This is a genomic window from Couchioplanes caeruleus (genome assembly GCF_023499255.1).
Classification (GTDB): Bacteria; Actinomycetota; Actinomycetes; order Mycobacteriales; family Micromonosporaceae; genus Actinoplanes; species Actinoplanes caeruleus_A.
On record NZ_CP092183.1, the window covers coordinates 7,035,591 to 7,047,307 of the forward strand.

12 protein-coding genes and 1 pseudogene are annotated in these 11,717 nt (G+C 73.2%); 6 read left to right on the forward strand and 7 right to left on the reverse strand.

From position 1 onward, the window contains the following. The first annotated feature begins 15 nt into the window (after positions 1-15). Positions 16-417 carry a YkvA family protein gene (locus COUCH_RS32440; RefSeq protein ID WP_249608987.1) on the forward strand — a complete coding sequence of 134 codons (402 nt, stop codon included), beginning with the start codon at positions 16-18 and terminating at the stop codon, positions 415-417. Between the two features lie 108 nt (positions 418-525). Here COUCH_RS32440 and COUCH_RS32445 read toward each other — a convergent pair whose 3' ends face one another. From COUCH_RS32445 to COUCH_RS32460, 4 genes are read right to left on the reverse strand one after another with little or no spacing between them, the layout of a single operon-like run. Further along, entirely contained in the window at positions 526-1,710 is a 1,185-nt protein-coding gene (locus tag COUCH_RS32445) for an ABC transporter permease (protein WP_249608988.1), read from the reverse strand. 1 nt (position 1,711) lies between these two features. After that, positions 1,712-2,371 carry an ABC transporter ATP-binding protein gene (locus COUCH_RS32450; RefSeq protein WP_430640841.1) on the reverse strand — a complete coding sequence of 220 codons (660 nt, stop codon included), beginning with the start codon at positions 2,369-2,371 and terminating at the stop codon, positions 1,712-1,714. Continuing rightward, on the reverse strand, positions 2,368-3,405 hold the full coding sequence (locus tag COUCH_RS32455; protein WP_249608989.1) for an efflux RND transporter periplasmic adaptor subunit: 1,038 nt from the start codon (positions 3,403-3,405) through the stop codon (positions 2,368-2,370). The genes COUCH_RS32450 and COUCH_RS32455 overlap by 4 nt, the downstream gene beginning before the upstream one ends. Beyond that, on the reverse strand, positions 3,402-3,932 hold the full coding sequence (locus tag COUCH_RS32460; RefSeq protein WP_249608990.1) for a hypothetical protein: 531 nt from the start codon (positions 3,930-3,932) through the stop codon (positions 3,402-3,404). Before COUCH_RS32460 ends, COUCH_RS32455 begins: the two co-directional genes overlap by 4 nt. Positions 3,933-4,057: 125 nt before the next feature. On the opposite strand from COUCH_RS32460, the pseudogene COUCH_RS32465 reads away from it, so the two are divergent. Next, a pseudogene (locus COUCH_RS32465) lies at positions 4,058-4,714 on the forward strand (response regulator transcription factor). Continuing rightward, a complete protein-coding gene (locus COUCH_RS32470) occupies positions 4,711-5,847 on the forward strand; it encodes a sensor histidine kinase (protein WP_249608991.1) in 1,137 nt (378 codons plus the stop codon). Before COUCH_RS32465 ends, COUCH_RS32470 begins: the two are co-directional and overlap by 4 nt. 10 nt (positions 5,848-5,857) lie before the next feature. Here COUCH_RS32470 and COUCH_RS32475 read toward each other — a convergent pair whose 3' ends face one another. Next, positions 5,858-6,067 carry a hypothetical protein gene (locus tag COUCH_RS32475; RefSeq protein ID WP_249608992.1) on the reverse strand — a complete coding sequence of 70 codons (210 nt, stop codon included), beginning with the start codon at positions 6,065-6,067 and terminating at the stop codon, positions 5,858-5,860. Positions 6,068-6,198: 131 nt separating this feature from the next. Here COUCH_RS32475 and COUCH_RS32480 point away from each other — a divergent pair, with 131 nt between their 5' ends. Together COUCH_RS32480 and serA are read left to right on the forward strand one after the other, a co-directional pair. Then, positions 6,199-7,161, forward strand: coding sequence for a phosphotransferase family protein (locus COUCH_RS32480; protein ID WP_249608993.1), 963 nt, complete (start codon positions 6,199-6,201; stop codon positions 7,159-7,161). A gap of 85 nt (positions 7,162-7,246) precedes the next feature. Further along, complete coding sequence (gene serA / locus COUCH_RS32485; protein WP_249613880.1) at positions 7,247-8,461, forward strand: phosphoglycerate dehydrogenase; 1,215 nt, start codon at positions 7,247-7,249, stop codon at positions 8,459-8,461. Positions 8,462-8,485: 24 nt separating this feature from the next. Here serA and COUCH_RS32490 read toward each other — a convergent pair whose 3' ends face one another. Continuing rightward, positions 8,486-9,970, reverse strand: a complete 1,485-nt coding sequence (locus COUCH_RS32490; protein WP_249608994.1) for a hypothetical protein — start codon at positions 9,968-9,970, stop codon at positions 8,486-8,488. Between the two features lie 273 nt (positions 9,971-10,243). Then, positions 10,244-10,906 (reverse strand): response regulator, encoded by a 663-nt coding sequence (locus COUCH_RS32495; protein WP_199516511.1) that lies wholly within the window; start codon positions 10,904-10,906, stop codon positions 10,244-10,246. A 241-nt stretch (positions 10,907-11,147) separates the two neighbouring features. On the opposite strand from COUCH_RS32495, the gene COUCH_RS32500 reads away from it, so the two are divergent. Next, entirely contained in the window at positions 11,148-11,717 is a 570-nt protein-coding gene (locus tag COUCH_RS32500) for an AfsR/SARP family transcriptional regulator (RefSeq protein ID WP_249608995.1), read from the forward strand.

Here is an 11,717-nt window from a genome sequence, read left to right on the forward strand (position 1 = left end):
TGATCGAATGTCCGGGTGCGAAATGGGATCGCCGGGATCGGCATCGCCGTCCTGTGCCTGCTGGCCGGCTGGGCGCTGCTCTTCGTGCTGGCCCGGCGCCTGCCGCCCGGCCTGCTCCGGGATCTCGCCGCGTTCATCCCCGACTGCGTGACCACCGTCCGGCGCCTGCGCAAGGATCCGCGCGTGCCGCGCCGGGCGAAGATCGCCATTGTCCTGGCCGGCGTGTGGGTGGCCAGCCCGATCGACCTGATCCCGGAATTCATCCCGGTCATCGGTCCGCTCGACGACATCGTCGTGGTCGCCCTGGCATTGCGGTACGCGGGCCGTCAGGTCCCGCGGGAGGTGCTGATGGCGGCGTGGCCGGGTGAGCCCCGCCTGATCGAACGCCTCCTCGGACCGCGCAGCCCTTCGAGCTAGGGACATGGCCGAGCTGCGCCCGTCTGCACTGACAGCTCCGGCCCCGTCTCGGTGTGGGAGCGAGGCCCCGACGTCGACGCCCGGACAGGTGTCGACGTCGAGGTCCCGTCAGGCCGCGGCCAGCGCCTCCGTCGGGGGGAGGCGGGCCGCCCGCACGGCCGGGTACCAGCCCGCCACCGCGCCGATCAGCACGGTTGCCCCCACTCCCCCGGCCAGCGCCCACGCCGGCACGACACCCGGCCAGCTCTGCGCCGCGGCGTACGCGAAGGTCACCGCCGTCCCGATGAGCACGCCCCCCGCGCCGCCGAGCAGGGACAGCAACAGCGATTCGGCGATGAACTGGGCGCGGACCTGGCCGCGCGTCGCGCCCAGCGACCGGCGCAGGCCGATCTCCGCCCGGCGTTCCAGCACCGAGATCACCATGGTGTTGGCCACGCCGATCCCGCCGACCAGCAACGCCACCGCGCCCAGGCCGAGCAGGAGCTGGGTGAAGGTCTCGTCCGTGGCCTGCTGCGCCTTGAGCGCGTCGGATGGCCGGGACACCTTCACCTCGTCCGGGTTCTCCGGGTTGGCCGTGGCGGCGAGCACCGACTGCACCGCGCTCACCTGGGACTCCTTCGATCTGGTGTAGACGGTGGTGGCGTGCCCGTCGAAGCCCGCGTACGCGCGGGCCGCGTCCCAGCCGATGAGCACGGCCGAGTCGAGTTCCGGGGCCAGCGGCACCGGCCGGAGCACGCCGATGACGGTGTACCGGCGGCCGCCGATGAGCACCGCCGGCACCGAACCCAGCCGGCGGACCGCGGTGGCGCCGAGGACCACCGCCGGGTAGCGGCCCGTCGCGGCGTTCAGCCAGGTGCCGGACGCCATCGCGGCGCCGACCGTGGCGGGCAGGTCGAGCTGGGCCGCGAGGACGGAGATGCCGCCGGTCTGCGCCTTCGGGATCCGGTCGGTGCGGTAGACGGACGTGTCCTCGACGGTGCCGGTCGCGGAGGCGGCGGTGACCGGGCCGATCCGCTTGATCATCGGTACGGCGTCGTCCGGCAGCGTCGCGTCCGCGCCGAACATCGTGGAGCCGGGGCCGGCGGTCAGCAGGTTCGTGCCCAGCGCCGCGAGCTCCCGGTCGAGGTCGGCGCGGCTGGACGACGAGATGCCGACCACCGCGGTCATGGCGGCGATGCCGATGGCGATCCCGAGGGCGGACAGCACCGCGCGCAGCGGGCGGGCACGGATGCCGGAACCGCCGACGCGCATCAGGTCGGCGGGACGCAGCCGGGCCGGGCTGAGCTCGGTCATCTCACATCACCCGGCCGTCGCGCATGCGGATCTGCCGGGGCAGGCTGCCCGCCAGGTCCCGGTCGTGCGTGATGACCACGACCGTGGTGCCGCCGGCGTTGAGCTCGGTCAGGATCTCGACGACCTCCGCACCGGACGCCGAGTCGAGGTTGCCGGTCGGCTCGTCGGCCAGCAGCAGCGCCGGGTCCCCGGCCACCGCGCGGGCCACCGCGACGCGTTGCCGTTCGCCGCCGGAGAGCTCGTGCGGGCGGTGCCCCAGGCGGGCCGCGAGACCGACCCGGTTCAGCGCGGCGACCGCGCGCCGCTCCCGCTCCCTTCGGGGTACGCCCGCGTACAGCAGCCCGTCAGCGACGTTGGCGACCGCGGTACGGCCGGGAGCCAGGTGGAACTGCTGGAACACGAAGCCGATCCGACGCGCGCGCAGGGCGGACAGTTGCCGGTCCGACAGCCCGGCGACGTCGTGACCGTCGATGCGGACGGTTCCCGCGGACGGGCGGTCGAGCGTACCGATCAGGTGCAGCATCGTGGACTTCCCGGAGCCGGAGGGGCCGACCACCGCGGTCATCTCGCCGTACCCGATGGAGAGGGTGACCGAGTCGAGCGCGGTGACCCCGCCGGCGTAGGTCTTCGTCGCGCCGCCGAGCTGGACCACCGCGCTCATGACGGCGTTCCCACGGTCGTGCCGTCGGTGATGCCACCGCCGGAGACCTCGACGCGCCCGTCGGCGAACATGCCGGTGCGCACCGCGACGATCCGACTGGTGTCGCCCTCCACGACCTCCAGCCCGTAGCCGCCCTCGGCGAGCGCGAGCAGCGCGGCGACCGGCACGGTCAGGACGTCGGCGCGCTTCGCCGCGGTGAAGTCGACCGTGACGGCCGCGTGGTCGAGGGCGCCCGAGCGGAAGCCGCTGACCGTGACGTCGAAGGTGGTCGTGTCCTTCTGCTGCCCCTCGCCGGGCGTCACGACCGTCTCGACGTCGGTGATCGTGCCCTTGACGCGCTTGCCGTCGGGCAGCGTGACGGTGACCGCGGCGCCCTTGCGCGCCAGCCGCGCGTCGGAGGCCTCGAGCGGGACCGTGGCGACCCGTCCCGTGCCGGTGGTGCTGAGCAGCGCGGCCCCGGGCTGCACCACGTCGCCGGGCGCGGCCTGGCGGGAATCGACGCGGACCTTGCCGGCGGCGTAGACGATCCGGGGCGGGTCGACCCTGCCGGTCTCCGGAACCCCGAGGTCGTCCTGCCAGTCACGGACCGCGTCCGCGGTGGCCGACGTGTACGACTTGTCGACGGTGAACCCCCGATATCCGAGCGCCCACAGGTTGGCCTCGAACTGCTTCACGTCTCTGCCCTCGTCGCCCGGGGACAGCGTGCGGTACGCGGGCAGCGTCCCGTACAGCAGCACGACCGGGTCGTTGTCGATGCGGTAGAGCGCCCGTCCCCGGCTGACCGTCGAGCCGGACGCCGCCAGGGCGGTGACCGTGCCGGACAGGCGTGCCTTGCGCTGGGTGGCGTCGCCGTACCCGAGTTCGCCGTCCACCGACTGGGTGTCGACGAACGTCTGCTTCGTCACGCGCGCGGTGCCCGGCGGCAGGGTTCTCGCCTGAGCCGGGTCTTCAGCGCCCGAGGGCAGCCCGGCCGCCACGAGGGCCGCGGCACCGACGGCGGCCACCGCGCCGCCGATGAGGTAGCGGCCCCTCATGAGCCCGCCTCGCGGGAGAAGCCGGGGCCGTACTGCTGGCACGCCTCCATGGCCTTGTCGAACGTCGGGTCGCCGGGTCCCTTGCCGCCCAACATCCGGATGTTGCCGTCGGGGTTGGGGTCGGGGAAGTCCTTGACGCCGTGGTCCCGCATGCACTGGGCCATCTGCCGCGCCTTCTCCAGCTCCTCGGGGTTCAGCTTGCGCGGCTCGCCGCCGTTCGGGGCGTACTTCTTGCAGGCCTCCATGGCCTTCTGAAGCTTCGACTGGTCCGTGCCCTTGGGGATCGACAAACGCATCCCGTGCCCGACCGGCTCCGGATCGGGGAACCACGTCAGCCCCTGCTCGCGCATGCACTTCGAGAACTTGAGCGCGGCGTCGGCCTCCTTGCCGGCCGCCGCGGCGCTGCTGGAGGGCGTCGCCGTACCGCCGGCCGAGGCGACCCCGCCGCCGTCGTCCTTCGCCTTGCCGCACCCGCCGACCGCCAGCGTGAGCAGCAGGCCGAGCGCGAGAACCGTCCTGGTCCGCATCGCGTGTCTCCGTCCCGGCGGCCGGGCGGCCGCCCCGGCGCCGAGTGAAGACCGCCGGGCGTTTCCCCGCCGTCAGCGAAAACGGTGACGCCCACGTGACGCGATCACCGGTCACCATGGGAGGCATGCGGATCCTGGTGGTCGAGGACGAGCGCCTGCTCGCCGACGCGGTCGCGGACGGCCTGCGCCACGACGCCCACGCGGTCGACGTGGTGTACGACGGTGCCGCCGCGCTGGAACGGGCCGCGGTCAACGGCTACGACGTGCTGGTCCTGGACCGGGACCTGCCCGTCGTGCACGGCGACGACGTGTGCCGGGAGCTGGCGGGCCGCGACGGCAGCCTGCGCATCCTCATGCTGACCGCGGCGTCCGACGTGGACGATCGGGTCGACGGGCTGGCCCTGGGCGCGGACGACTACCTCGTCAAGCCGTTCGCCTTCCGGGAGCTGGCGGCCCGGGTCGCCGCGCTGGGCCGGCGCTCCCGCCCGGCCACCCCGCCCGTGCTGAGACGAGCGGGGATCAGCCTGGACCCGTACCGGCGCGAGGTCTACCGGGACGGTCGCTAGGTGCCGTTGTCCCGCAAGGAGTTCGCCGTCCTCGCCGAGCTGCTGCGGGCCGACGGCACCGCGGTGTCCGCCGAGCATCTGCTGGAGAAGGCGTGGGACGAGAACGCCGACCCGTTCACCCACGCGGTCCGCATGACGATCCTGAAGCTGCGCCGGAAGCTGGGCGATCCGCCGGTGCTGCTCACCGAGCCGGGAGTGGGGTACCGCATCGGATGAGGCTCAAGCTCACGATCCGCGGCCGGCTGACCCTCGTTTACGGCGGCCTGTTCCTGCTCGCCGGCCTGGTGATGCTCGGCGTGACGTACGTTCTCGTGTCCCGGCAGCTCCCGACCGGGATAGCCGTGAAGGCGACGTCGGTCGACGTGGCGCGCAGCCGGGTGCTCGACGGTTCGCAGCCGGACGTGGTGTTCCGCAGGGCCGTGGAGATCACCCGGGACGACGCTCTCTCGGCGTTGCTCACCCAGGGCGGCATCGCCCTGCTCGTGGTCGGCGCGGCCGCGGTGGCCCTGGGCTGGCTGGTGGCCGGGCGGATGCTGCAGCCGCTGCATCAGATCACCGACACGGCCCGGCGCATCGCCGAGGCGCCGGCCGCCGACCGCGGGTTGCACGAACGGATCGCGTTGAAGGGCCCGGACGACGAGATGAAGCGGCTGGCGGACACGTTCGACGTGATGCTGGCGCGCCTCGACCGGTCCTTCGACGGGCAGCGGCGGTTCATCGCGAACGCCTCGCACGAGCTGCGTACGCCGCTGACGCTGAACCGGACGCTGCTCGAGGTTGCGCTGGAGAAGGACGCCTCGCCGGAGGTGACCCAGCTCGGTACGACGCTGCTCGCCATCAACCAGCGGCACGGGCGGCTGATCGACGGCCTGCTGCTGCTCGCCCGGTCGGAGCGTGAGCTGACCGAGCGCTCGTACGTCGACCTGGCCGACATCGCCGAGCACGCCGCCGGCGACGACGTGAAGACGGAGCTGGCCGAGGCCGCCACCCTGGGCGACCCGGTGCTGCTGGAACGCCTCGTGCAGAACCTGCTGGACAACGCGGCCCGGCACAACCTCAGCTCCGGCGGCTGGGTACGGGTCAGCACCGGCACCCACAACGGCTGGGCCACGCTGCAGGTCACCAACAGCGGACCGGTCGTGCCGCGGTACGAGGCCGCGTCCCTCTTCGAACCGTTCCGGCGGCTCACCGGCACCGACCGGGTCGCCGGCTCCGGCGGCGCCGGCCTCGGCCTGTCGATCGTGCGGGCGGTGGCCCGGGCGCACGGCGGCGACGTGCACCTCGAGCCGCGCGACGAGGGCGGCCTCGTCGTGACCGTCGGCCTGCCCGCGGCTCAGGCCTGGTCGTAACTCCGCGGCCCTATCCGGGCCGGGCCGCAGCCGCCGGGCCGACGGCGGACCGGTCGCCGGGCCGGCGCCGCCGCGCCAGCCGGGCGGCCTGCCGGTCGACCATGCCGTGAGACCGGCGACGCCGCCGATCCCGCTCGGCACCGGCCGCGGCGCGCCTGCGGCCCTGTGCCTCCTGGGCGCGCAGCCGCAGCCGCTCACGCCACAACTCCGTCTCGTCCACAGGCCGCATCGTGCCCCGGCGGTGTGACATTTCCGCTCGCCGCGTCCGGCCCCCGCGGGAAAGTCCGTTTCTCCCGGGCGATCGGCCTGTCAGGATCCGCACAGGCGATCTCGGAGGAGACGGGGGCGAGCATGACGACCATCCGGGCGGCCGGCGTCCGCATCGGCTGGCACGACCTGCCCGTTGCCGTCCGGGGCCGGGTCGAGGACGTGCTCGGCGACCGCGTCGTGGCCACCGAGTCGCAGCGGGGCGGCTTCTCCCCCGGCACCGCCGACCGCGTCCGGACGGCGACCGGTGGCCGGGCCTTCGTCAAGGCGGTCAGCGCCGGGCTGAACGTCACGTCCGCCGAGATGGCCCGCCGCGAGGCCCACGTCACCCGGCAGCTGCCCGCAGTCGCGCCGGTGCCGCGGCTGCTCGGCGACTTCGACGACGGCGAATGGGTGGTGCTGATCCTCGAGGACGTCGCCGGCCGTCATCCTCGTACCCCCTGGGTGGAGGACGAGGTGGACGCGGCCGCGACCGCGCTGCGGGACCTTGCCGGGACGCTCACGCCGTCGCCCCTCTCCGGCGTGCCGCAGGCGGCCGACGTGCTCGCCGACCATTTCGCCGGCTGGGCCGCCCTCGCGGACGACCCGCTGCCGGACCTCGATCCCTGGGCCGCTGCCCATCTGGAGGAACTGCACGCGGCCGCGGGGCGCGGGCTGGCGGTCCTGCGGACCGGCGAGACGGTCGCGCACGGTGACATCCGAGCCGACAATCTTCTGGTACGCCCGGACGGCGCGATCACGGTCGTCGACTGGCCGTGGGCCTGCGTGGCACCGGAGTGGCTGGACACCCTGCTGCTCGCGATGAACGTCACCGTGTACGGCGGCCCCGGCGACCGCCTCCTGACCGGGGTGGACCACGCGCAGGCCACCGACGTGCTCGCGGGCTTCACCGGTTACTTCATGCACCGCTCCCGGCTGCCCTCGCCCGGCATCCCGCACGTCCGCGAGTTCCAGCGCGCCCAGGCCGACGCCCTGCTCCCGTGGCTGGCGGCCCGGCAGGTGGGACCTCCGGCACACCCGGGAGGTCCGGGCAATCCGGGGCATTAGGCTGGGACGCTGTGAGCTGGGCTTCGGCGTGGCGGCCCGGACGATCGACTCCCATGAGAACCGCTCCCATGAGAAACGGAAAGTGATGATCGACCAAGCCAAGGTACGAGTTCTGCTGCTCGAGAGCATCCACCCCGACGCGGTGTCCCGGCTCGAGGCAGAGGGCTACCAGGTCGAGTCCGTCCGCAACGCCCTCGACGAGGTCGAGCTCATCGAGCGCATCCCGGGCGTACACCTGCTCGGCATCCGCTCCAAGACCAAGGTGACCGCCAAGGCGCTGGAGGCCGCGGACAGCCTCGTCGCCATCGGTGCGTTCTGCATCGGCACCGACCAGATCGACCTGGCGCACGCGTCCCAGGCCGGTATCGCCGTCTTCAACGCGCCGTTCTCCAACACCCGCTCGGTCGTCGAGCTGGCCCTCGCCGAGATCATCGCGATGACCCGCCGGCTCACCGAGAAGAACGACCTGATGCACAAGGGCGTCTGGGACAAGGCCGCCGTCGGCAGCCACGAGGTCCGCGGCCGCCGGCTCGGCATCGTCGGGTACGGCAACATCGGCACCCAGCTGTCGGTGCTCGCGGAGAACCTCGGCATGCACGTGTCCTTCTACGACACCGCCGACAAGCTGGCGCTCGGCAACGCCCAGCGCTGCAGCACCCTGGAGGAGCTGCTGGAGTCGGTGGACGTGGTCACGCTGCACGTCGACGGCCGCCCGGGCAACGCCGGCTTCTTCGGCGCGGAGCAGTTCGCGAAGATGCGCGAGGGCTCGCTGTTCCTCAACCTGTCCCGTGGCATCGTGGTCGACCACGTCGCGCTCCGCGAGGCGCTGACCAGCGGTCACCTCGCCGGCGCCGCGGTGGACGTGTTCCCCAAGGAGCCGAAGGGCCGCGGCGACGAGTTCGTGTCCGAGCTGCGCGGGCTGGCGAACGTCATCCTCACCCCGCACATCGGCGGCTCCACCGAGGAGGCCCAGGCGGACATCGGCGACTTCGTGGCGAACAAGCTCGTCCACTTCGTGGAGGAGGGCAACACCACGCTGAGCGTGAACCTGCCCAGCGTCGCTCTGCCCGCCCAGACCGGCACGGGCCGCATCGTGCACGTGCACCTCAACACGCCCGGCGTCCTGGCGCAGGTGAACAGCATCCTCGCCGAGCACCAGGTGAACGTCGAGGGCCAGCTGCTGAGCACCCGCGGCGACTACGGCTACCTGATCACCGACATCAGCGGCCACTACAGCGCCGACGTGCTCGACCAGCTGCGCGCCATGAGCCAGACCGTACGGCTGCGCGTGCTGTCCTAGAAGTTCCCCCGGAGCCCGGGTGCCCTACTTGACGGTCTCGACCGACAGCAGGGTCACCCGGGCTTCGGCGTTCACGTCGTACCGGTCGTTCGTCGCCCAGTTCTTCGGGGTCAGCGTCGAGCCGGGTGCCACGTCGCGCAGGGTGCGCGCGCCGGCGGCGACCGTCTTGGCGCCGCCCTTCACCTGCACGCGTACGGGGTTGCCGGCCGGCGACGTCATCGCGAGCTCGTCGACGGCCCCCGTGACCGTCAGCGGCACGGTACCGGCGGCCGCGGGCAGCTGGATCGCGGTCCGCCGGGCCCCGCCCAGCATGTCGATCCCGGCCACCCGGCCGCCCTGCAGGTTGAGGATCTGCTCGTCGGCGGCGCCGGAGAAGCGCAGCGTCCAGGTGACCCGCGTGGTGAGCACGACGTCCACCGCCCCGGTCGCGTTCCCGTCGCCGTCGGGCGTGAGGTAGAGCTGCACCTTGTCCTGCGCGAGCACCGGCTTCGGCAGCACGCCGGAGTCGTCCGCGGTGGTGACGCTGAAGAGCCGGTCGCCGAGGTCCTCGCTGCGTACGGTCACCCGCGTCACGGCGCTCACCAGGTCGAAGCCGGCCGCGGTCCGCCCCTCCATGGCCGCGCTGGCCGTACGCTGATCCGATTTGTCGCCCGCACCCAGTTCCAGCACGGACGTGAGGTCCTTGTCGGGCCCGGAGAAGTACGCCACCCCCGCGACGGTCGCGCCGAGCAGCACGGCGGTGGTCAGCGCGAGCCCGGCGAGCAGGACGCCACGGCTGCGCCGGGGTGCCTCGGGAAGCCCGGCGGAAGCGGCCGCAGCGGCGGGGTGCCGGGCGGCCCGGTGCGGCCGGATCTCCCGCCCCGGCCCGCCGATGAAATCACCGATGCCCTCGTCGTGGTCGGCCGGCGGCGCGGGCCGGAACCGCTCGGAGGACAGCCCGGGTCGCGTGCCGCCTGCGGAAACCCCCGGCCGGGTGAGACCGGTGGCGGTCCCCGGCCCGGTGAAGTCGGTGCCCGCCGGCCGGGTGAGGTCGGTGAACGACCCGGGCCCGGAGCGGTCGGGAGACGGCGCGGGCCTGGAGTGCCGGGCCCGCTCGGGCGCCGCCTCGGCCCCGAACGGGTGCCCCGAGGCCGGTCGCACACCGGCGGCGTGCCCGGGCGTGGCCCATCCGGGGTGACCGGCGTCGGTCGAAGTGCGGTCGGAGTAGGCCGCGTCGGCGTTCGGGCCGGTCCGGACGGGAAGGCCGGCTGCCGGGGACGCGGGGGCATCGTTGCGCCAGTTTCCGCTGATGGGTCCCGCGGTCACGCCGAACGCGGTCCGCCCACCGGTGGCCGGCGGGGCGGGCCCGAACTCCGGCTCGCGCACGGCCTGCGAGCGGTCGGCCTGCGAGCGGTCGGCCTGCGAGCGGTCGGCCTGCGCCTCGCCACCGGGCCATGACGTGTCCGGCTTCGGCTCGCGTCTGCCTGTGGACGGCGCGGCGAAGGCGTTCCAGCTTCCGGTGTCGGACATGTCTTCCTTTTCGTCGCGCAGGGGGGTCGCCGCGGGCGGCCGCCGGTACGGGGCCGCGGGCGTCCCCGGGCGACGGTAGAGCGATTCCCGGTCCCGGTTCGCCCAGTCGGTGCCGGAGTTCGACGGGCCGACCAGCGCGAGGGACACATCGGACGAATCAGCGAATGGCGGTTGCACGCGAAGCCCTCCAACTCGCGCCGGCGCCGGCATTTCCTCCGGCGCTCCAGCGAGTGGTACGGATCCCGCGGCGTAGCGGATGGGTGCAGACGTGAATTACTCTGCGTTATGACCGTCGGGGCGCAGCAGACCCCGCCGGGTGGCCACCGCGACGGCCTCCAGCTGGCTGTGCGCACCGAGTTTGCCCAGCACAGCCTTCACGTACCCGCGGCAGGTGTGGACGCTGATGCCGAGCCGGCGGGCGATGGCGCGCGGGTCGAGCCCGGACCCCATCAGGACGAGCACCTCGTGCTCGCGGGCGGTGAGCCCGCCGGCGCGCGGGCCGACCACCGGGGCGGTGCTGCGCAGCAGCCGGGCGAGGATGTCGGTGGAGACGGTCATGCCGCCGCCGTGCGCGGTGCGGATCGCGTTCATCACGTCGCCGAGCGGGCCGTTCTTCGACAGGAAGCCCGAGGCGCCCGCCGCCGTGGCCCGGCCGACCAGCGCGGACTCGTTGTTCGCCGTGAGGATCACGAACCGGGTGTCGGGCAGGCGGTGCCGCAGCAGCTCCGCGATCGCGATGCCGTCCGCGTCCGGCAGATCCGGGTCGAGCAGCACGACGTTGGGGCGCAGCTCCTGCACCATCCGGATGGCTTGCTCGCCCGTGCGTGCCTGTCCTACGTAACGCAGCTCCGGTTGCCCGGTCAGCGCCACACCGAGCAACTCGGCGAACGTCTGATGCCCGTCCACCACGAGCACCGTGATCGCCTCGCCCACCATTCACGCCTCCTGATCCGCCAGCGCTGGAAGTCTATGTGTCCCTCGAGCGAAGCCAAGGCGTACCAACAGTCTGACAGCGCATCCAAGCCAAACCGATCGCTGTGGCCACCCGCCGGGCGGATGAGGCCGAGCGGCTCGGCGTGACTCGTATCTTCGGCCGGTCCGCCCCCTCGCTTTCGGGGTGCCGACCGTCGCGCCGGAGGCTTGTCGCGCGACCGTCCCCCATCCAGGGTCTAACCCCATGTACGAGATCCAGCTCTTCGGCCCGCTCGAGGTCCGCACGCGCGGAGTACGCCTCTCCGGCGGCGACCTCGGTGACGACCTGTCCCGGCACATCCTGGCACTGCTGGCGCTGCGCGGGAAGGTCCGGAAGGCCGAGCTGGCCGGGCTGTTGTGGCCGGAACGCCCGCCGGCCGGCCATCTGACCACGATGGAGGGTCAACTGTCCCTTTTGTGCTGTCGGCTGGACCCGGCCGGCGACGAAAGTGACTCCCCGGTCACCATCGGCGACGACGGGTACGCGCTCGTCCCCGACCGGGTACGGGTCGACACGGCACGCTTCGACGAGCTGGTGGCCATCGCGGCGGGCCGGCCCCACCGCAGCGCACTACGCCCTCTCGTCGCGGCTGCACACCTGGCCGGGCGACCACTGCTGGAGGACCTGGCAGGGCCCGCATGGGTAATTCAGGCCCGCGAGCACTACCGCGCCCGGGTGGCGGCAGCCATGGCGAGAGCGGCCGAGCTGAGCCAGGCGCTCCGCGGTGAGGCTCCTCACGCTTTGTTCGTTCGTGCACCCGAATTCGTGGCATAA